General features: G+C 60.7%; 19 protein-coding genes and 1 pseudogene. 11 read left to right on the plus strand and 9 right to left on the minus strand.

Features of this window, described 5'->3' with window-relative positions; translation table 11 throughout:
* Both AC5P9I_RS11285 and AC5P9I_RS11290 read right to left on the minus strand, forming a co-directional pair.
* A pseudogene (locus AC5P9I_RS11285) lies at window positions 1-217 on the minus strand (hypothetical protein); the annotation flags it as partial.
* A 490-nt stretch (window positions 218-707) separates the two neighbouring features.
* Window positions 708-1,145, minus strand: coding sequence for a tautomerase family protein (locus AC5P9I_RS11290; protein WP_049465971.1), 438 nt, complete (start codon window positions 1,143-1,145; stop codon window positions 708-710).
* 96 nt (window positions 1,146-1,241) lie between these two features.
* On the opposite strand from AC5P9I_RS11290, the gene AC5P9I_RS11295 reads away from it, so the two are divergent.
* Entirely contained in the window at window positions 1,242-2,204 is a 963-nt protein-coding gene (locus AC5P9I_RS11295) for a GlxA family transcriptional regulator (protein WP_049465972.1), read from the plus strand.
* Window positions 2,205-2,251: 47 nt separating this feature from the next.
* On the opposite strand, the gene arsB is transcribed toward AC5P9I_RS11295, so the two are convergent.
* The 6 genes from arsB to AC5P9I_RS11325 form a co-directional block, all read right to left on the minus strand.
* Window positions 2,252-3,283 (minus strand): ACR3 family arsenite efflux transporter, encoded by a 1,032-nt coding sequence (gene arsB, locus AC5P9I_RS11300; RefSeq protein ID WP_049465974.1) that lies wholly within the window; start codon window positions 3,281-3,283, stop codon window positions 2,252-2,254.
* A gap of 13 nt (window positions 3,284-3,296) precedes the next feature.
* Window positions 3,297-3,800: an arsenate reductase ArsC gene (locus AC5P9I_RS11305; RefSeq protein WP_049465976.1), complete on the minus strand. Its 504-nt coding sequence runs from the start codon at window positions 3,798-3,800 to the stop codon at window positions 3,297-3,299.
* Between the two features lie 35 nt (window positions 3,801-3,835).
* Window positions 3,836-4,165, minus strand: coding sequence for an ArsR/SmtB family transcription factor (locus tag AC5P9I_RS11310; RefSeq protein ID WP_049465978.1), 330 nt, complete (start codon window positions 4,163-4,165; stop codon window positions 3,836-3,838).
* Window positions 4,166-4,474: 309 nt separating this feature from the next.
* Window positions 4,475-5,167 carry a hypothetical protein gene (locus AC5P9I_RS11315; protein WP_049465980.1) on the minus strand — a complete coding sequence of 231 codons (693 nt, stop codon included), beginning with the start codon at window positions 5,165-5,167 and terminating at the stop codon, window positions 4,475-4,477.
* Between the two features lie 158 nt (window positions 5,168-5,325).
* On the minus strand, window positions 5,326-5,598 hold the full coding sequence (locus tag AC5P9I_RS11320) for a hypothetical protein (protein ID WP_010487149.1): 273 nt from the start codon (window positions 5,596-5,598) through the stop codon (window positions 5,326-5,328).
* 211 nt (window positions 5,599-5,809) lie between these two features.
* Window positions 5,810-6,727: a DUF2268 domain-containing putative Zn-dependent protease gene (locus AC5P9I_RS11325; protein ID WP_187756950.1), complete on the minus strand. Its 918-nt coding sequence runs from the start codon at window positions 6,725-6,727 to the stop codon at window positions 5,810-5,812.
* A gap of 1,040 nt (window positions 6,728-7,767) precedes the next feature.
* Between AC5P9I_RS11325 and AC5P9I_RS11330 the strand changes: the two genes are divergently transcribed.
* Genes AC5P9I_RS11330 through AC5P9I_RS11340 form a run of 3 tightly spaced genes read left to right on the plus strand, consistent with a single transcriptional unit; the run spans window position 7,768 to window position 12,537 of the window.
* Window positions 7,768-10,158: a hypothetical protein gene (locus AC5P9I_RS11330; RefSeq protein ID WP_130768356.1), complete on the plus strand. Its 2,391-nt coding sequence runs from the start codon at window positions 7,768-7,770 to the stop codon at window positions 10,156-10,158.
* Entirely contained in the window at window positions 10,148-11,203 is a 1,056-nt protein-coding gene (locus AC5P9I_RS11335) for a hypothetical protein (RefSeq protein ID WP_158229108.1), read from the plus strand. The genes AC5P9I_RS11330 and AC5P9I_RS11335 overlap by 11 nt, the downstream gene beginning before the upstream one ends.
* Window positions 11,204-11,205: 2 nt before the next feature.
* Window positions 11,206-12,537, plus strand: a complete 1,332-nt coding sequence (locus AC5P9I_RS11340; RefSeq protein WP_080052957.1) for a TniQ family protein — start codon at window positions 11,206-11,208, stop codon at window positions 12,535-12,537.
* 153 nt (window positions 12,538-12,690) lie between these two features.
* Here AC5P9I_RS11340 and AC5P9I_RS11345 read toward each other — a convergent pair whose 3' ends face one another.
* On the minus strand, window positions 12,691-13,305 hold the full coding sequence (locus AC5P9I_RS11345) for a hypothetical protein (protein WP_033836041.1): 615 nt from the start codon (window positions 13,303-13,305) through the stop codon (window positions 12,691-12,693).
* Window positions 13,306-13,377: 72 nt separating this feature from the next.
* Here AC5P9I_RS11345 and AC5P9I_RS11350 point away from each other — a divergent pair, with 72 nt between their 5' ends.
* The 7 genes from AC5P9I_RS11350 to AC5P9I_RS11380 all read left to right on the plus strand — a co-directional run bounded on the left by AC5P9I_RS11350 (window position 13,378) and on the right by AC5P9I_RS11380 (window position 20,881).
* Complete coding sequence (locus AC5P9I_RS11350) at window positions 13,378-13,659, plus strand: hypothetical protein (RefSeq protein ID WP_033836035.1); 282 nt, start codon at window positions 13,378-13,380, stop codon at window positions 13,657-13,659.
* A 178-nt stretch (window positions 13,660-13,837) separates the two neighbouring features.
* Window positions 13,838-14,125 (plus strand): CnrY/NccY family anti-sigma factor, encoded by a 288-nt coding sequence (locus AC5P9I_RS11355; protein WP_130768358.1) that lies wholly within the window; start codon window positions 13,838-13,840, stop codon window positions 14,123-14,125.
* Between the two features lie 17 nt (window positions 14,126-14,142).
* Window positions 14,143-14,571, plus strand: coding sequence for a periplasmic heavy metal sensor (locus tag AC5P9I_RS11360; protein ID WP_087948687.1), 429 nt, complete (start codon window positions 14,143-14,145; stop codon window positions 14,569-14,571).
* A gap of 14 nt (window positions 14,572-14,585) precedes the next feature.
* Window positions 14,586-15,149 carry an RNA polymerase sigma factor gene (locus AC5P9I_RS11365; protein WP_049429827.1) on the plus strand — a complete coding sequence of 188 codons (564 nt, stop codon included), beginning with the start codon at window positions 14,586-14,588 and terminating at the stop codon, window positions 15,147-15,149.
* An 87-nt stretch (window positions 15,150-15,236) separates the two neighbouring features.
* Window positions 15,237-16,460 carry a TolC family protein gene (locus tag AC5P9I_RS11370; RefSeq protein ID WP_033836037.1) on the plus strand — a complete coding sequence of 408 codons (1,224 nt, stop codon included), beginning with the start codon at window positions 15,237-15,239 and terminating at the stop codon, window positions 16,458-16,460.
* A complete protein-coding gene (locus AC5P9I_RS11375; protein ID WP_014645517.1) occupies window positions 16,461-17,636 on the plus strand; it encodes an efflux RND transporter periplasmic adaptor subunit in 1,176 nt (391 codons plus the stop codon). It abuts the gene before it with no gap.
* Window positions 17,636-20,881, plus strand: a complete 3,246-nt coding sequence (locus AC5P9I_RS11380) for a CusA/CzcA family heavy metal efflux RND transporter (protein WP_014645518.1) — start codon at window positions 17,636-17,638, stop codon at window positions 20,879-20,881. The genes AC5P9I_RS11375 and AC5P9I_RS11380 overlap by 1 nt, the downstream gene beginning before the upstream one ends.
* Window positions 20,882-20,925 lie beyond the last annotated feature (44 nt).

The raw sequence follows: 20,925 nt of genomic DNA on the forward strand, positions 1-20,925 counted from the left end.
CGGCCAGTGCACAGTCCGCATCGGCCAGCGCCATGCAACGGCCCGGCATCTGGTGACGCTCTGGCCAAGGCTGGCCGTCGGCGGCCGCGCCTTTGCCGATGCGGTGAAGCGTGGCGATGAAGGCGTTCGGATCGGCCGCAGCCGCGTGGTCTGACGGCTCACCGCCAGTGGCGGATGAGCGATGCGGATGCAGGCGCGGGAAGTCCGGTGTGGTCATGGCAGTGCTCCGTGCAGGACGGACGGTAGCCGCCACACAAAGGTGGCGGGCGGAGACGTGGCTCGAAAACCGGGAGATCACGAACAAGACCGGCAGGCGCAAGGCCTCCACGCTCCGCCCGCCATAGCCGACAGACGGAATGCCAGCCGGCGCCACGCGGGGTGACGCCGGCTGGCAAGCGCAAACAACGTTCGTGATCTAACGGGTTTTCGAGGCCCGGCCACCGATTTTCCGGTGGCCCGCCATCTGTACGCGTGTCGCGGCGCAGTGCCAATCAGAACTGTTGCATTCCACGCTGAAACAAAGACGCTTTCGGCATTCTTGCATGCGGTTAAGCCGTCGCAGACGCAGGCGCCGCAACGGCCACAGCGGCTTGAGGAATATGCGACACGGGTCGAAGTTGACGACGTTGCCCACCATCGCCGCACCAAGCCGATGGCGACAGGGCGCAAGCTGAGCGTGATCGAGCGTCGGCAGCGGCCTGCGACGATTACGCCTGCATGTGCGCGTAACCAGCCACGGCCGCGAACCTGGCCAGGTTCCACAGCTCGCCGTTTGCGCCCCAGGTCCCATCGGCGACGTCGCTGACGGTGATCGATACGGCAAGGCGGCGCGACTCCGGATGCGCCAGTGCACCGACGATCGCATCGTGCACCGCCCGTGCGTAGCGCGTGCGTCGCTCAGCATCAAGCACGCCTGCGGGTGCCAGCACCTGTACCAGCACCGGGACAAACGTCTCGAAGGTGTCCTCGTCGCCACAGCGCCAGTGAGCGACCGGCTCATGGAGCACCCAGCAGAGCCGGCGCTGGTGGGGCAGCGGTCCCAGTCCGCTGCACGCGACGGCCGCCTGCTCGACAGCGGACAGCATCGCGCGGCATTGCGACGTGGTGAATGCGCCGGCAGGCGTCTTGATCTGGAGAGTCGGCATCAGTGGTGCTCCGTGGGGGAAAGGAAGCGTCATTGGACGCCCCCGCGAGTACCGACTGAAGTGGCCGATCCGCCATCTTTGACGCACAATCGGCCAATGCACGATTTCACACTCGTCGTTCCTGCGGGCGCTTTCGGCTCCAGCGTTGCGCTCACCCTCGATGTGCTCGCTACCGCAGCGAAGCTTGCACCGCGAGCCGGGGTGATGCCTCCCCGATGGCGGGTCTGTGGCGTTGACGCCGGTGCCCTGCGTCTGGCGGGCGGATTGCAGGTCGACGTGGCGCAGCTGCCGGACCGGGCCACCCGACGCGAATGCTGGATCCTGCCAGGGCTGGATGTGGACGACGCGGATCAGTTGGCGGCGCGCCTGGCGCAGGATGACGTGCCAGTGCTGGCGGCCGCGCTGCGCCGCCATGTGCAGTCCGGCGGGCGCATTGCTGCCTCCTGCTCCTCGGTGTTCCTGCTGAATGCGGCAGGACTGCTTTCCGGTCGCAGCGTTACCACCACATGGTGGCTGTCGCCAGCGTTGCGCCGCGTTGCACCGGCGGCGTCGGTTGAAGCCGACCGCATGGTGATCGAGTCGGGCGCGTTGATGACCGCCGGCGCCGCATTCGCGCATCTGGATCTGATGCTGCACGTGCTGCGGCAGCGCTTCGGCGATGCGCTGGCGTCTGCGGTGGGACAGGCGCTGCTGGTGGACCGCCGGCATCTTCAGTCACGCTACGCGACGCCGGCGCTGATGGCACCGCAAAGCGAGCTGATCGCTCGGCTTTCCTCACATATCGAGCGGTCAATGCCTGGAACGATCACCGTTGCGGATCTGGCCAGCTACGCCAACACGTCGATCCGCACGCTCAACCGGCAGGTCACGCGCCTGCTCGGCCACGGGCCGCAGGCATTGATCCAGTCAATACGGCTCAACCGCGCGCGAGTCCTGCTGGCGCAAGGCACGTTGCCGGTGGACGAGGTCGCCGCCCAGGTTGGACTGGGCGACGCGGCGGCATTGCGCAGGCTGCTGCGCAGGCGGATGGACGTTACGCCCAGCCAGATACGGGGCTGACGCGACGCCAGTATCTCCGCGCGGCCTGGCCCAGCGCGTCCGTTCCATCACTGCGGGCTGCGCTTCTCATACCAGGCTTGAGTACGGTTCACGATCCGGACCACGGACAGCATGACCGGCACCTCGATCAGTACGCCAACCACCGTCGCCAGCGCCGCCCCCGAATGCACGCCGAACAGTCCTACTGCCGTGGCAACCGCCAGCTCGAAGAAGTTGCTGGCCCCGATCAGCGCTGACGGGCCGGCCACGCAGTGCGCCACGCCCAAGCGGCGGTTGAGCAGGTAGGCCAGGCCTGAAGTGAAGTAGACCTGGATCAGGATCGGCACTGCAATCAGTGCGATCACCAGCGGTTGCTTCACGATCTGCTGGCCCTGGAACCCGAACAGCACCACCAGCGTCAGCAGCAGCGCGGACAGGGACAGCGGCCCCAACCTTCGAAGCGCACCCTGAAGGCCCGCCTCGCCGCGGCGCGAAAGGATCCAGTGCCGCAGCAGCGCAGCCATCAGCACCGGCGCCACGATGTAGAGGCCCACCGACAACAGCAGCGTGTCCCACGGCACAGTGATCGCCGACAGGCCCAGCAACAGTGCAACCACCGGTGCGTATGCGACCACCATGATCGCGTCGTTCAACGCCACCTGGCTCAGGGTGAAGTTGGCATCACCGCCGCACAGGTTGCTCCACACGAACACCATGGCGGTGCAGGGCGCGGCCGCCAGCAGAATCAGCCCGGCGATGTAGCTGTCGATCTGTGCTGCGGGCAGCCAGTCCGCGAAGGCATGGCGCAGGAACAGCCAACCCAGCAGCGCCATCGAGAACGGCTTGACCGCCCAGTTGATGAACAGTGTTACCCCGATGCCCTTCCAGTGCTGCTGCAACTGGCGCATCGCGCGGAAGTCGACCTTCAGCAGCATCGGGATGATCATCAGCCAGATCAGCGCGGCAACCGGCAGGTTGACCTTGGCGACTTCGGCGGACGCCAGCACCGTGAAAGCATCGGGCAGGACGTGGCCCAGCAGCGTGCCCATCGCAATGCACAGCACAACCCACAGGGTCAGGTGTCGCTCGAACAGGCTCATGGCAGTGGCACCGTTACTGCGCGCCGTCGGTCGGCAGCAGTTGGCCGATCCGATCCAGCGCGTCCTGCAGCGCTTCGCGTTCGGACCACACCGATTCGGGCAGTGCGAGCAGCGCACGCAGGCGCGTTTTCACGATGGCGTGGGCCAGCGCAAAGGCTGCGGCCTTGTCGGCGTCGCTGCCCGTCACAGCAGCCGGATCGGGCAGGCCCCAGTGGCTGCGGATGAAGTCACCGAACACCACCGGGCAGGCTTCGGCAGCGGCCGCGTCACACACGGTGATCACCAGGTCCATCGGGGCTGCATCCACGAATTCGTCCCATGATTTGCTGCGCAGCCCGTCAATGGGCATTCCTTCGCCCTGCAGCTGGGCCAGCGCGAATGGATTGACCTGGCCGGCAGGCTGGCTGCCGGCGCTGAACGCGGTGAAGCGATCGCCGCCCCAGGCGCGCAGGGTGGCTTCGGCAAGCACGCTGCGGGCGCTGTTGCCGGTGCAGAGGAACAGGACATTGCGGGTCATGGAGCAATTGCCTTGAGGGAGGGCGTTGCGTGGGTTCAGCACCCGCACGCGGGGGCGCCGGGCGTGCATTGCCCTGTCGGCGAGCCCGCGCAGCAGTTGTGCGTCAGGTACTCGATCAAGCCGTTCATCGCATTGAAGTTGGCGCGATAGCAGACATGGCGTCCCTGGCTTTCGCTCTCTACCAGGCCGGCCTGCACCAGCTCCTTCAGATGGAAGCTGAGCGTGGCCGGCGGCACCTGCAGGGCGGTGCCGATATCGCCAGCCATGCGTCCGGCGGGGCCAGCCTCCACCAGCAGGCGGAAGGCGGCGAGTCGGGTCGCGTGGCCCAGAGCGGTCAGCGCGCTGATTGCGTTCGATGTTTCCATATTTCTAGAATAATCGAACAAATGAGCCGGCCGCAAGTACCTACCTGCCGCAGCACGGCGCCGTCACTTGCGTGTCCAGGAAACAGATCCGCTGGCTGCCGTGGGAGGCATGCAGCGGACGGCACACCAAGCGGCACTCTGGCAGCGATGCAGGTGAGCGGCGGTTCGACAGGAATTCGATGGCGACGAGCGATTGCAGGCTTCGCCTTTCACCCGCCGGCGGTGGAGGGGATGGCGGTGCAGGCCAGGCTCACGCTGCTGAGGCGAGGCCGGGCGGACGGCCTGGTGGACCGGTACAGCGAGCGCGCGCTACTTGCTCGCGCGCCGCGCGCCCTTCTCGTCGGCGTCCTTCGCATCGCCACGGCTCTGCGCGAACTCCGGGAACGTCTTCGCGATCGAATCCTTGTCCGGCAGGATGTAGAACACACCGCCCTTTTCGAACGTGGACTGCACGATCTGCTCGTAGAACGTCGGCGAGACGTTGATGCAGCCGTGGGTGACGCGGTTGTCGTCCGGCGTGGGCGATGCCAACCGCTCGGCGCGCTTTTCTTTCGGGCTGCCCGGCGGCAGCGGGTGCAGCGAAACGGCGGAATCATAGTCCACCCACAGCACGCGCCCGGCATCGTCGGAGGGGCCGTAGCCGCCAATGAAGCGGCCGGCAGGCGTGGTGCGGTCGTGGCCGGGAATCGCGCTCAGTGCGAGCTTTGCGACGCCGGGTGCGGAGTGGTCGCCAATGGCCGAACCGAACAGTGCCGGCGCGGCGCCACGCAGTTTGCCCTCGCCGCTGAAGATCAGCACCTGCGCCGCCGCCTTGTCCATGACCGCAAACGGATAGCCCTGGTTGTCCTTGCTGGCAACGACCCAGCCGGCCAGTTCGATCACGGTTTCAGACACGTTCTGGTCGGGCGGCAGTTCATCGATGGCGGCGACGCGTTGGGCCGGTACGTCGTCCTTCGCGTCCTTTGCGTTGGCTACGCCACTGCACGCAACCGCCAGCGCCATGGCCAGAGTGGCGTGCAGGGCGCGGCGTGCAGGGGAGGAGGAAGTACGAATGGGACGGCTCCTTGCAATGCAGATCTGTGGTGGAAGGACGCCAGTGGCCGGCGAAGGCCACTGGTTCCCGGTGCAGATGTGGATCAATTCAAACGGTGAGGGAGCGGTTACCCGCGCGGCTTGCGGCCGGCAGGTGCCCTTTCAAGCTGCTGCACGCGGCCTTCGATCTGGTCCAGGCGCTGGTTGGCCTGCTGTGCGGACTGGTTGGCGGATTCAGCGCTCTGTGCGGCGCCCTGCACCTTGACGTCGAGCTGGTCGAGGCGCGAGTTGATCGTTGCAAACTCGTTCTTGTAAGAGGCGCAAGCGCCAAGGCTCACGGTGGCGATGAGCGCTACAGCAAGCGCGCGGGCCGTCTTCATGTGTTGCGGGTTCAGGTTCATTGCACTCCCTCCTTCGTCTGGGGAAGCTGGAATATAGCGGCGTTTGTTCCCGGCGCTACCAAGCGCTTTCAGCTGGAATTTGACTACGTGGAAGGGCTGTGAAGTCCGCCTGTGACCCAACATTAACAAGCGGGATCAGGCGAGCTGGTCTGCGTCGGCCGAGCGCCTTGCGCCTATTCAAGATCGCCAATTCATCAGTATGAAGCCGAACTCACGGGCGCTGGGTGTCCGTGCTTGTTGCGGCCGTGCACGCAGGCCGCCATCCACTTGCCTCAAGCAGCGCATTGGCCGTCGCGGGCCGTACATCCAGCAGCTCCGCAATCGCCTTCGACCTGTCGGGCGCGCGGGAGACATAGTCGCGGGCGATGCGGTAGCCGATCCAGTAGCCGAGATCCCCGCGCCGAGCGTCATCGCCAGGACCGTTGTACAGCCACTGCGATAGATCGGTGCCCCTGCTGTCCTGCACGAAGGCGCGCTCCAGCGCGCATTCGCGGCCCTGCGCCCAGCGATGCAGATGCGCGTTGGCCGTTTGCCCGGAGATCAGCTCGCCTACGTACTCTGCGCCGCCTTCAAGCAACGTCTGATAGAGCAGCGTGGGCTGCTCGACCTCCGAGCGTGCGCCGGGCTGTTGCACGTGCACGTACTCATGGGCGATCAGGTGCACGAAGCGGTCGCCCACATCGGGCTGCATCCAGTCGGCGTTGCACAGCGCTTCCAGGCCGATCACCACACCTGCTTCGGTGGTGACGCCGCCGCTGTTGCCGCGGCCGACCAGCACGGTGACTGGAGGAAAGCGAGCGGAGGGAAGCAGAGTGCCCAACCGGCCGAGTGCCTCGGCTACCCGCGCGCGCACTCCCGGCAACGCCGCCTCACACGTGCGTGCCTTCGCAAACAGCGCAGGCTTGTCCTGGATCGCGCCTGCAAGACGCTCCATCGAACCGATACGGCTGTCGGTGAAGCTGCGCAATGCATCGGTGCCGACGCCCAGATAGCCGCGTCGCAGGTCTTCGGCACTTGGCAATCCCCCGCTGGCATCCAACACGCTGAAGAAGCGCGTGACATCGTCTGTCCGGACCACAACGCGCCCGGCCGCGCTGGCTGCCTGCAGCGGCACGATGACGAGCAGCAGCACGAGCGCCCTGCAGCGGACGTCGGGCGGAAACAGCAGTGACGCGATGGATGCCTAGCCACGTGCCCATAGTTAGAGCGCGTTTTGGCCTCATAGTTGGGTGCAGCCGAGGCTCTACATTCACCGACTATTAGCACTTTGGCCCCATAGTCGGGGCGCTCGTAGCGTAGCTAATTGATATCGAAGGAAATGATTGCATAGTTGGAGACTTCTTTCATAGCTGAACCAACTATGGGTACGCGAATGAATATCCGCTCTCCAGACCGTGCAGTCTGCTGGCGTCTGCCACCTACCTGGATTCCGATGCAAGGTTGTGAAGACGTGGCTGAACCTAGTGAGGCAGCACGGATCTCGGATGGACGCAACGCGCAATGCAAGAAGTCGCTAATCAATGTGGCATGGACCCACAAATGAAAAGCCACTGTTAGTTCCACTCGCGCAATGGGCTCCAATCTAGCATTCGACTCGTCCGGAGAACGCTCGACGTACTAAGGCTTCAAGGATTGTAATGGATTGATTTTAAAGGAGGTATAACCATTTATGGCTTGCGAAATGCAGAGGGACTCAACGAGCTTGCAACGAGCATTGGTTTGCGTATGTTGGAGGAATGAACGCACTTTCCCTGCAAAGAGCGGCACTTGAAGCGTCCTCAGAAGAGGAACTGGCAGACAGGATCGTTGATGAGTCTGGGATCTGTGTTCGCGTGGGGGATGCCAGGCAGCTACTTGGATTCCGTAGCCTAGATGCAGGTAGACGAGCTGCAGTGCAGGGGCGCTTAGGCATCGAAGCGGTGAACTTTCCAGGTCGCCGTGGACGTTTGTCCCTTCGGCAGGCACCTATCAAGGAGCCCGTGCAATGAGCTAAGTAAGAAAGATCTCTGGGGAGAAGAAACAACAAACCCTGGCTGGCAGGCCAGGGCTTGTTCGCAGCTAGCGCTTAGTTCCGCGTAGCTGAATCTACTCCCGACCCGTGCTTCTTTCAAGTGCTCGTCAAAGCGGGAGGGGGCCGTGCAGCCATCTCCCACCATGAGGGAGATGGCAATGACCCCAGATCAGCTGAGGGATCATCTAAGAACGCTAGATCTATCAGTAGAAGATAGGTCCTTCGCACTCGAGCTCTTTGGCCAGGAACCAGGGCGCAGCGTTGGCGCCTATGCACTGGACAATGTGGTCGTCGACTTCTATTCAAGAAAGTGTCGCGATGTTCGCAGGCTGGAAAGCCATACAGTCGAGCAAACATTTGCATATGAGCTAGAAATTGATCCTGACGTCATCTCATATGTTTGCCAGGTCACTTGTCGTGGCATAAGGCGCGGCAATCATGTGTGCACCGCCCATGCAGACTTCTTTGTGGTTCGACGGTCCTCCGTGGAAATCGTGGAATGTAAGCCCATCTCCAAGCTCAGCACTCTTGTGGAGAGAAAGCCCGAAGAGTGGGTGCTGGACGGTGGGAAATATCGCAATCTGGTGTATGAGCGATGGGCAGCATCCCATGGGATCGAGTACAAGATCTGGGCCTCACCCAGCAACATCAGCCGATACCATAGGAACTTGCAGTTCATCTACCAAAACTGGGATGAAGATCTCTCAATGGTGCGCCGAGAGGGCTTTGCTGCGGTGGAAAAGCAGCTTTACATGGGGCCAAAAAGCATCGCGTTTCTTATGGAAGAGATCCCTTGGTTCAACGCTGGGGTCGCAGCAGGACTCTTGGCGGATAGGCTAGTCCACGGGCCCATAGGGCACATACCGATTACCGATACGCGCAACTTTCTCTTAAGCCTAAGTCAAGAGCAGGCGGAGGCGATTGCGGCCGAGTGCTGTAAGAACATCAACAACCTGTATGCCGAAGCTAGCGGCCCAGTTGCGCTCGCAAGTTCAGTTGATGTGGCAAAGGCAGTTGCAAGGCTGAAGAAGCTTGAATGCCTTGCTCGTGAAGGAAAGCGAGCGACACCCAAGATGAGGAAGTTGGAGGAGCGGGTGAGACTAGCGCGCGCAGAGGGTCGCAATCCTCTAGATGATCTCATCACCAACTACGCAAAGTGCGGGAACCGATCCAGTCGTCTCACTCACGCGCAATCAGAACTTGTACGCGGAGTCATTGGCTCACATTGGCTAAAGGGTAAGGTTGCGACGCTAGCCGATCTGTATCGTGAGCTAGCCCTGCAGTGCGAGTGCGCTGGCGTTCCTGTGCCTGGCCGGAAGGCGCTCGTCAGAAGAGTTCGATCCGTTTCAAGGGGGCAACGTGATCTTGCTGTCGGCGGTAAGCGAAACTATCAAGCAAATAGGCCGCGTTCCGACGCTCGGGTTAGATCAGGCCAAGCGCTTGCTGTGCACTCTGTCCTGCACATCGATGCAACCAAGGTTGACAACCGAGTCTTTACACAAGAAGACGAAGGGCAGCAAGACCACTGCCCGGTACTGTACTGCGGCCGTGACGAAGCGTCGTCTAAGGTTATGGCCCATGCCTTTGTCTTCGGTCCCGCTCGGCGCGAAGGGCCACTAATTTTGCTGAGGAACTATGTGCGCGAGCACGCGAAGCTTCCACACGCAATCGTGATCGATCGAGGCACTGATCTGAAGTCAGCCTTAGGTGATCTCTGTCGAACCTATGGCATCTCCATACTCACAGTGCCGACAGGCGCGAGTCGCTTCAACTCACAGTGTGAGACGGTTCAAGGGCTTATCAATTCCATGGTCAGCCACAAATTGATTGGGAGCACAAAGCCAGATAAAGCCGGTAGAAGTGTCGATGGAAAATTCAAAAGCAGATCGACCGCGCGCCTAGATTTCTCGACCGTAGAATCCGAAATTCACCACCTTCTGTACAGCCTGATGCCCGAGATGCCCGTGGATGGCTTCGCAGGTGCGCGAGAGCGATTTGAGAACAGTCAGTTGACTGCTCCAAACTCTGGAATACCAACGGTTGTAGACGATGACTTCCTATTTCAAACTTCAGTGAAATTGAAATCATGCTCTTATGAAAGAACAAGGGGGATCAGACACTGGAGGAGAAGCTACACGAACGCGGATCTCGCGTCGCGCGCGCATGAAGAGAAGATCCTCAGTGCTCGGCGTGATCCTGAGGATATTTCATTCGTTTGGATTCAGACCACGAAGAGACGCTACAAGGCATGGTGCTCGAAGGTCTCGGAGATTGGTCACTACTCCGAGCAGGATCGTCACTTCGAGGCAATGTGGGAGCAGTTCATCACGCCGGATGTTGAGAGCAAGAAGGAGGAGCTGCAGCGTAAGAACTATGAGAGGACGAGCATGGCCAACGCCAGGCAGCGAGCCAATGATATGGGGCTAGCAAGTGGAAAGGAAACGCAAGCCCCGCCAAATGCGAGTCGATCGAAGGTTCAAGCGAGATTGGTCGTCAACTTTGATGAGCTCCCCGATCTCATTGTGGAAGGGGATTCGCATGGACGCTAGCATCCTGCCCCATTTTCCAGCTGATGAGATGAGCTTCCCTTTCATACCACATCAGCGCTTTCTAACTACCCAGCACAGCCTACTGAAATCAGTTTCGAGAGCTCGGCCAGGAGACTTTGTTTGGTTGATAGCGCCCTCCTGGTCAGGAAAGAGCGAGTTGCGTCGGCAGCTGTTGCCTGAGCTCGGAGGAAATCCCCAACTTTGGCCAACAGGCCACTTGCCGCTGATCTCCGTAAGGGCAATCCTGAATCAGGGCGACAAGTTCAATCCGAAAGACTTCGCTTTGCGCCTACATCAGGAAATAACTGAGCCCGACACTAGCTGGACTAATGCTATGGAAACCGGTGGCGATCCTGACCAAACGCACGTGGCCGCAGAGCGGCGAGCCTCTTCAGTGTTCTGGCGTGAAGTGCGCGCGAGAACAGCGGAGAGAGACCTTCGTCTTTCGTTTGAGCGCATGTCTAGAATTCGCGGATTGAGGTACATCGTCATAGAGGAGGCTGCGAACATCTGCAGGGTTCCGAAGAGTCAGAGTTCACGCAACTACATGCTTGGCATCATGGCGCTTGTTGAAGAAATTGGTTGTGTGGCGATCATGATAGGAACCCATGAAGCGTCCACGCTCTATGAGGATTCCCAAGAGGTGTTCAATAGATCTGACGTTCTCTATATGCGTCCGTACGGTCTGAATGACAATGACGACCTGCGATCCTACGCCTCTCTGATCAAGGCGATCGGCAAGGGATTTCCACTTTCAAAAGGTAGCCTTCTCCAGGAAAACCTAGAGCTCATTGCTCTCAATGGAGGAGGAATTTTTGGCCCAACTCTGCGGTACTTGATGCGGGCGAATGAAGAGCGTTGTCGCAATGGTTCCAATACCATCGAGCTCGGGCATCTGCGAGCAGCGTCTGGAACCGAAAGGAATCACAGGCTGCTCTGGGGAGAGATAGACGCGTTCAATAGACTTGCCGATGGCAAGCGTTCTCTACGCCTAGCGGACTTCTTGACCATCAAGGGCTCATTGCCTAGCGAAGGCGATCTGTGAGGATGGAACCACCAAGATGGACGGTACTTCCACCTCTTGAGCTTCGTGATGCAGGTACTCCCTGGACAGAGTCGCTCAATGGATACGCAAATCGCTTGGCTAAGCTCAGCGGAATTTCGTGGTGCAAGATGCTTCAGCTTATCGACACCCACTCGTCGGAGGTGCCGTCTAGATACATTGATCAGCGCAGACTCGATGGGCTCGGGCCTGTGTCAGTACGGCGTGCGCGTTCACTAGAGAAGCTGACTGGGCAGTCACTTGTCGGTGCTACTTTGTATGGACTCTCAGAGATCGTCTCCTCAAGGGCAGCGAGCTGGAGTCGACACGCCGCTTGGTGTCCGATTTGCATCGGAGCTAGCGATATGGACGAGAGCGCCACAGAGAGGCTGATTTGGAGCTTCGATGCTTATTCTCACTGCTCGCTGCACGACGCCAGGATTGAGAACAGCTGTTCCAATTGTGGACTCGGGAAGTTGAAGAGCATTGCATTGAGAAAGTGCCCATCCTGCGGAGATCGCCTAGACAGGCGCACACGCTTTGACTCGGCGAACCCGACTCAGCGCTGGATCAATCAGTGCATAGAGGAACTGATCTCTTGGTGCTCAAATCATCCAAATCAGAGGCTTGAACTCTCGAACTTGGAGGTGTTTATAGAGGCAGTCGTGGCTAGAGGCGAGGGGCGAAAGTTGGATTACCGACCTCCTGCACGCTTGCCTGCAAGCTATTCTGACTACAAGAGCTGGACTAGAGTGAATTGCTTCAGACTCTTTAGAAGGAATGATCCGAGTCGATTAGAGTTCAATGAGCTACTCAATCTATCGGCAAATCAGTGCGTTTCTGTCTTGGACATTCTTCTCCAGCCTATCGAATCTGCGTCCGAACTTCTGCCTGGAATTGGATCGAATCCGGAGCTCCCACTAGGACGCGGTCGAGTGGCAGATGAGCGAAGAGAGTTTGCTCGATTGATTGACGCTCTGCTTGGTGATGACCAGTGCGTCCTTCCATCCTTCCAGGTGCTTGCGCAGCTGAGCGGAAGACGAGGGTCGTTCAAGTCTGGCCTACCGCACCACCACGCTCACTATGCGGTCCGGCTAAGGCGGCAACAGATGATGATTCGCGGTGTTTCGCGAAGAACGATAAACAGAGCATTTCGTCTTGCATGTCAGTTGAAACTTTCGCTACAAGGACAGCTGCTGATATCCGAAGCCGTGGCAAAACGAATCCACATCGAGATGGATGTCGCATCGAACATCGTGCGATCCGCGGAACTTGCCTGTAGCCTTCTTCTCCCAGTGGGAGGGATGAAGGGCGTAGCTCGTATACCCAATCTATGAGCTGAAGCCTTCCTGGTGGTCTTAGAAGTCTCTTGGTCTTAGATGCCCCGTCTGCCTGACGAACACGAGTGCATTCCACGGTTGCGAGGTGTCAGCAATAGTGCCGAAGGGTGGCATAAGTGCTGTTTGCTACGTCGACGGATGCGCAGAGCATCAGAGCTGTCCAAGATCTTGGACGACCGATCGCCCTTGGCGCAGGTCGATTGCCAGCAGGCGACCACCTGCGACCTGCCGGCCAGCGGCGCTGTTTAACCATGCCGCTTGAATCCTGCCCGCCTCAATTACCGCATCCGCCGCAAAGCTGTCAGGCATGGCCCGCAAGGGCTCGCCGGGTGACGCCAGACCTCCGACCAAGGGTTGCACCACCGTTGCTGCGGTGCTGTTGGACTTGGCGTAGGCGGTGGCTATCATTCGTCCGGCGCGTGGGCACCACCCTCCAAGTACCAGTTCGGTGCCTAGGGTTTGCCTCGACAGGCCTGCTTCAAGGGCTGCCTTCTCGTACTCAGGCCAAAGCTGGTCGATCACCAATGTCAGTTCCTTGGCTAGCTGCTCCATTGTGAAGTCCGCCCGAAAGCTGGCCTGCAGCATAAGTGCGTAGATCCGAAGGAAGAATTGAGTGCTACCGCGGCAGGCAAGCACCACGTTGTGTTGTGGAATCAATAAGAACTTCGCGCCGGACGATTTGGCGCCGGTGAGTGCATCCTCGGCGAGAGTGTCAACTGCAACCAGCATCCGTTCAGGGCTAAGCAGGACGTTCAGGATACTCAAGTGCGCGCGCTCCACTGGCTTGCGGCAATATCATGCGGATTGTGACGATTGTCCATCTAGAAGCACATTGGAATGAATTTTGAGATTTCTGACTTAAAGGCTCGCTTAGAGGCGTGCGAGACAGATCTTGCGGCGCACCGTGGCTACTTGAAGGCCCTGGAGTACGGGGTGCGGACGCTAATCATCACGCATCCGTATCCAGACTTGTTATCGAGAGCCTGGGCCTCGATTCTTCCTGGGATCACTGAGGCTCACGGGCCGGAGGGCGGGTGGATTTTCAACGCGGCCTTCCAGCAGCTGCTCTCGGTGTTGACTCAGCAAATTGAGGCGCGGGGCGGCAAGGTCGGTGATTAGGGGAACAGGACCTCGATCTGAGGTGGCATTGCCTCCCAGCCCAGAGCAGGGCTTTCTGGACGGTTCAGGGCGGGACTTGGGGAACTCAAGCACGAATGCTGGAGGGAACTGATGTGCAGCTTTGAGGGGAAGGGGGATTGGCGTGCGTATAAAGAAGGGCAGATGAGGAGAACTTCAAATGAGTGACGTAGATGAATGGCTGACAAGGGCCTCGGCTGCCACTCGGCCCTGCGGCAATGAGCAGGCCACTGATGTGCTAGTTCAGCGCTTGTCCCAAGAAGCTTCCCCTTCGCAATGGGCCGGTAAGCGAGAGTTCCGCCGGGCACTCGCATGCGCCGCGCTCGCGGCGGTGCTTACCTGCGGAGGAGTAGGCTCCGCCTTCTTTGTCACCCAGGCACCCTCGCGCCCGACATGGGTCGCGGCCCCAGCTTCCATGTCCCCATACGCTCTACTGGTGGAACGCTGATGGCAATCGGACCCCTCATGAGGCTGCCGCTGGCAACAATCGCTGGCGCCATCATTGGCGTCGTGTGCGCGCTGGCTATCGGCTGGACCTGGCACTCGCTCAATCCTGGGCACAGCGATCTCCATGAACGCCTTCACGCCGTGGTGCCTCTGGACGACTCGGAGAAGCAGATCCTCCAGGCCAAGGAACAGCTGTTCGCAACAAGGCGAGGTGAGATCGAAGCGCGCCTGCGGATTGCCAACCGCCAGCTGGCGGACGCCATCGCGGCTGACCCCAAATGGAACCCCCAGGTGGAACGTGCAAGTCGTGAGGTGGAGCGGGCTGCGGGCGATCTCCAGCGCATCACGCTCGAGCATGTGTTCGAGATGCGCGAGGGCTTGAAACCCGAGCACCGGCCGGCCTACGACAAGGCACTCCTTGAAGCACTTCGCACCGACTCTCCCTGAGCCACACAAACGTTGTGACCATCGAGGACGACAACAACTGGGCAGTTGAAGCTGCGGCAGGTAATGCTGAGGCCTTCGCTCGCCTGGTCCGCCGTCACTCGCCAGCAATCAAGCAGATGGTTCGAGGCATGGGCCTGCCCGAAACCGACGTCGATGATGTCGTGCAGGAGACATTCGTTGCCGCTTGGCGAGGCCTGTCAGAGTACGATCCGACGCGCTCGGTACTTCCCTGGCTGATGCGTATTGGAATCAACAAGGTTCGTGATACGCAACGGTTTCGACGCGTCCGCCATTTCCTGTTCCGGGCCAAGCCTTTGGATGACGAGGAAGGACGCGCCCTGCATTCCGAGCAGGCCGGGCCAGAGCAGGTTGCCGGCTCTCAGCTTGAGCTCGCAGAAGTAAGAAGGGTTCTCAACACGATCGACCCGAGCCTGCGTGAAGCCCTGGTTCTGACTGCCTTCGTCGGCCTTTCCCAGGTTGAAGCAGCTTCCGCCCTGGGTATCAGTCTCAAAACAATAGAGGGTCGCGTACTGAGAGCACGGGCCAAGCTGACAGATGCACTGAGCCGCGGGAAATAAATTTTCGCCGGATTCGAGGGGAAGGCCGCGCAGGCCGCGTAGTGCAGAAAGACGGCCGAGATTGCGGCCCCACTGCACCGGATCCTCATGAAACCATCATTGCTTGCCCTGACGGTGATGCTGGCCCTGACCAGTATCTCTGCGGCCTATGCCTCGGACGCCCCGAACTTCAGCGCGTTGCTCGAGCAGAGCAGGGCCCAATCCCCCTTCCTTCAGGAAAAGGGGTTCGACACAGCTGCCGCTGCGGGCGAAGCCCGCCAAGCGCGAGCGCTACGTAACCCCACCATTGATGCCCTCGCAGAGAATCTCAACGCTCCCCCCAGCAATGGCGCGAGCCAGCGGCAGACGACCTACACCATCAGCCAGCCACTCGAGATCTTTGGCCAACGTGGGGCTCGAATCCAGGCGGGAGAGAAAGGGCTGCAGGCGGCCGAAGCTCGCCAGCACCAGGCACAAGTCGAATTCGCCGCAGCCTTGGCTGTTGCCTACGCGTCTTCCGAGGCTGGGCTGATACGGCGAAACATTGCTGCCGAAGATGTTGATCGCGCCAGAGGCGACCTGAAGGCAGCTCAGGCGCTGGTTGACGCAGGAAAGGAGGCCAGCCTGCGCGTAGCACAAGCCCAGGCCGGCTTGAGCTCAGCAGAAGCGATTGCCGCCTCAAGAGAGGCAGAGGCGGCTGCAGCTCTCGAGCAACTGTCAGTACTGGCGGGAAGAGCTGAACCCTACTCAGGCACGTCCGAGTCACTCCTGGTGCGCGAGTGGGTTGCGCCCGCAATTGCGAACGTCGATTCGGCATCTGTCCTGTCTGCGAAGGCAGACGTCGATGCGAGCGATGCGGTTCTGCGCACTGAACGCTTCAAGCGGGCACCGGACCTTAACCTCACCGCAGGCCGTCGCAACTTCGCCGCCGGTGGGGACGCATTGGTCGTCGGCGTGTCTCTGAGCATCCCATTGTTTGACCGGAACAGCGGCGGGATCAGCGCGGCTCGAGCACGGAGCGACGCCGCCCGTGCTCGATTGGATGCAGCACGCCTCCAGAGCCAGGCGGACCGTGCGACTGCGCTTGCGCGTGTTGACGCCGCCAAGCGAGGACTGATCGCTGCCTCCAAGGGAGAGGAAGCAGCCACGGAAGCCTACCGAATGGCGCGCTTGGGATACGAGGCCGGTAGAACCCCACTGGTTGAGCTGCTGCTTAGCCGTCGCACGCTGACGGACGCGAGGCTGAGCGTGGTGGATGCACGACTCGCACGCGTTGCCGCCTACGCATCGCTCGCCGTGGCCAGCGGTCAGATTGCCTTTGGAGACATGTAGATGAAGAGAAGTATTCCGGCTGTTAACACCCTGACGATGATCGGCGTGGCTACCTTGGCGCTTGGCGCGGGATTTGGCATTGCACGCTTATCCGCCCCTTCAGAGACGGTGGTCGACCCCGCGAAAGACGAAGCCAGCGCCAGTGCGCCGGCGGAGGCGGAGGCAGCTCAGGAAGTCGCGATTCCCAAGGAGTATCTTGCCGCTGCCGGGATCTCGGTGGAGCCCGTCACTTCCGCTCAGGTAGCGGCGAATATCACCGCATCGGGTTCGGTCGTGGCAATCCCCGGTGGTGAGGCCGTCGTGGTGGCACGTGCGGCCGGTAACGTCACCGATGTCATCCGGCAGGTGGGCGACAAGGTGAAGAAGGGCGAAGTGCTGGCACGCGTAGCCAGCCCTGATGGGGCCCGTATTGCGGCTGACCTTCGTGTGGCCAGCGCCAGCCTCTCCCTCGCCGAAAAGAACGTCAAGCGCGATGAGTCGTTGCTCGCACAGGGCGTGCTGGCACGACAAGAGGCTGAGGCGAGTCGCGCCGCCTATCTCACAGCGCAAGCAGAAGCACAACGCGCTGCCCTGGTGGCACGCACCGCCAATGTGGATGGAGGAGGTAGCGTCAACGTCATCAGCCCTATCGATGGAACCATCAGCAGCTCGCAAGTGACTCTGGGCGCTTTCGTCGAGCCGCAGGCCTCCCTTTATAGGGTCACAGGTTCCAATGGCGTGGAGATTCAGGCCTCCGTTCGTGCGGGTGACACCGGTCGGATCAAGGCCGGCGACAGCGTGTCCATTACCCGCTCCGACGGAAGCGTCACCTCAGGAAAGGTCCGTTCAGTTGCTGCCGCCGTAGGTGGGCTGACAAGGGCTGCCACAGTCGTAATCACCCCGAGCGCAGAGGCGAACGGATTGGTTGTGGGTGACGGTGTGCAGGTCCGGCTGGTCACCGCTTCCGGATCGGGTGAGGGGCTGTCTGTCTCGGAAGAGGCGGTCCAGAACATCGACGGAAAAGACGTCCTCTTCGTCAGAACCAGTAAGGGGTTCACTGCACAGCCGGTCTTCATTGGCCTCCGTAGCGGTGGTATGGCGCAGATCCTTTCTGGCGTCACTGCGGGAACCCCGGTTGCTACCCGTAATGCGTTTCTGGTGAAAGCCGAGATGAAAAAGTCGGGCGGAGACGAGTAATGATCGAGCAAGTACTCACGGGTGCCGTACGGCACCGCTGGCTGGTTCTGTTGATCACACTGGTGATTGCGGTGATCGGCGGGTGGCAACTGAACCTGCTACCGATCGACGTGACTCCGGATATCACGAACAAGCAGGTCCAGATCAACACCGTCATCCCGACGCTGAGTCCAGTGGAGGTCGAGAAGCGCGTTACCTACCCGATCGAGACCGCGATGGCAGGACTTCGGGGCGTCGCGAACACCCGGTCGTTCTCGCGCAACGGCTTCAGCCAGGTCACGGTGATCTTCGATGAGAGCGCAGACCTCTACTTCATGCGCCAACAGGTCACCGAGCGTCTGACTCAGGCTCGGCCCCAGTTGCCGGAGGGTGCCGAACCACTGATGGGCCCGGTTTCGACCGGGTTGGGCGAAGTATTCCACTACAGCGTTGAATTCACCCACCCAGATGGCAAAGATGCCCCGCGAAATGATGGTAAGCCTGGCTGGCAAAGCGACGGTTCGTTCCTGACTGATCAAGGGGAACGGCTGACGGACAACATGGCACGTCTGGCCTACTTGCGCACAGTCCAGGACTGGATTGTGCGGCCTCAGCTGCGCACGACGCCAGGCGTAGCAGACGTCGACAGCCTCGGCGGCTACGTCAAGGAGTATGTCGTTGAGCCCAATGCGAGCAAGCTCGCGGAGTACGGGTTCTCCTATACCGACCTGGCCGACGCGTTGCAGGATGCCAATCTGTCGGTCGGAGCAGACTACATCCAGAGGTCGGGCGAGTCCTATCTGGTGCGCGCAGACGCCCGCATCCGCTCCGTGGACGAGATTGCCCGTGCCGTTGTGGGCAATCGCAACGGAGTTCCCGTAACGGTGGGTGACGTCGCACGTGTGGTCGTTGACGGTGAGCTCCGCCGCGGTGCTGCCAGCCGCAATGGATACGAGACTGTCGTCGGCAGTGCACTCATGCTGGTTGGCGCCAACAGCCGAACTGTGGCGGCGGCGGTGGGTGACAAGCTGCAGGAGATCGGCAAGACCATGCCGCCGGGCGTGACGATTGTTCCCACCTTGGACCGATCCCAGCTGGTTGTCGCAACGATCAAGACCGTCGCCAAGAACCTGGCCGAAGGCGCTCTTCTAGTCGTGGTCATCCTGTGTGCATTGCTCGGAAACTGGCGAGCTGCTGTCATTGCTGCATTGGTGATTCCGTTGTCCCTGCTGATCACCGCGATCGGCATGAACAAGCTCGGGATCTCTGGCAACCTGATGAGCCTGGGTGCGCTCGACTTTGGTCTGATCATCGACGGCGCGGTCATCATCGTCGAGAACGCACTGCGCCGCCTGGCAGAGCGACAGCATGCACTTGGGCGCCCGCTCAATCTATCGGAGCGCCTGCATGAAACGATCGCCTCGTCCAAGGAGATGGTCCGCCCGACCGTATATGGGCAGGCGGTCATCTTCCTGGTCTTCGTGCCCTGCCTGACCTTCCAGGGCGTCGAGGGGAAGATGTTCTCTCCGATGGTCATTACCCTGATGCTGGCGCTGGCCTCTGCATTCGTGCTCTCCCTCACTTTCGTTCCGGCGATGGTGGCGGTCATGCTCAAGGGCCACATTTCCGAGAAGGAAGTACGGGTAGTAGCTGCTACCAAGAGCCGCTATCAGCCGATGCTTCGCAGCGCAATCCGCCAACCCATGCCCTACCTGGCCGGTGGTCTTGGCGTCCTGGTGGCCGGCGTTGTGGCCTTTGGCTTTGTGGGTCGGGAGTTCATGCCCACATTGGATGAGCAGAATCTCAACCTGTCCTCCGTTCGCATCCCGTCCACATCGATCGAGCAGTCCGTCGCCATCGACCTTCCTCTTGAGAAGGCACTGATGACGTTGCCGGAGGTACAGACGGTGTACTCCAAGGCCGGTACCGCAAGCCTGGCCGCAGATCCCATGCCGCCCAATGCGTCCGACAACTACGTGATCCTCAAGCCCAAGGACCAATGGCCGGATGGAGTGAAGACCAAAGAGCAGGTGATCGAGAGGATTCGAGAAAAGACAGCCTTTCTTGTTGGTAACAACTATGACGCCACCCAGCCCATCGAGATGCGCTTCAATGAGCTGATCGGCGGCGTTCGTAGCGACGTTGCAGTCAAGATCTATGGCGAAGACCTGACGGCGCTTGCCGGCAGCGCTGACAAGATTGCGGCCGTCCTCAAGAAGATTCCGGGCGCATCGGATGTCCGTGTGGCGCAGACGGGAGGCTTCCCGACCTTTGACATGGCGTTCGACCGGGCCGCGATCGCCCGTTACGGACTCACCGTCAAGGAAGTGGCCGACACAGTGTCTGCTGCTCTGGCAGGTCGCATGGCGGGCCAGATCTTCGAAGGTGATCGGCGCTTCGACGTGGTGGTTCGTCTGCCCCGTGTGGACCGCAGCGATCTCGATGTACTAGGAGCCGTTCCGGTTATGCTGCCGCCAGGCAGTCAGGAAGGCCGTCAGTCTGTTCCGCTTCGTGAATTGGTCAGTTTCCGCTTCACACAGGGTCTGAACGAAGTGAGCCGCGACAATGGCAAACGTCGAATCTATGTGGAAGCGAATGTGGTCGGGCGTGACCTGGGTAGCTTCGTTGACGACGCCAAGGCGGCTATTGCCCAGCAGGTGCAGTTGCCCACGGGTTCCTGGATCGAATGGGGCGGGCAGTTCCAGAATCTGCAGGCAGCAACGAAGCGACTGGCGATTATTGTGCCTCTCTGCTTCATTCTCATTGCAGCCGTCCTCTACATGGCGATTGGCAACGGTTTGCTGACAGGTACGGTACTGACTGCGGTGCCACTTGCTCTGGCCGGTGGATTCTTCGCATTGGCGTTGAGAGGAATCCCCTTCTCGATCTCAGCTGCTGTGGGCTTCATCGCGGTATCTGGTGTCGCGGTGCTCAACGGCCTGGTTCTGATCTCCGCGATCAAGAAACGCCTGCACGAGGGGCTTCCGCCAGATGAGGCGGTCGAACTGGGTGCAATGGAGCGCGTTAGACCGGTTCTTATGACCGCGCTGGTTGCCTCCCTGGGCTTCGTCCCGATGGCGATTGCAACAGGTACGGGCGCCGAAGTGCAGAAGCCACTGGCTACAGTGGTTATCGGGGGTCTTGCCACGGCAACCGTACTGACGCTGTTCGTGCTGCCTGCGCTGTGCGGGCTGGTACTCCGAAGAACTGCGCGCAGGAAGGCCGCGGGCATTGAAGACCCCTTGCCGGTACCCGAAGTCGATTGAGCGCAAGCCCCTTCCACGGCTTCACGTCCTGCCCTGCGGATCGG

This window comes from Stenotrophomonas sp. YJH_SMC_29 (assembly GCF_059371235.1).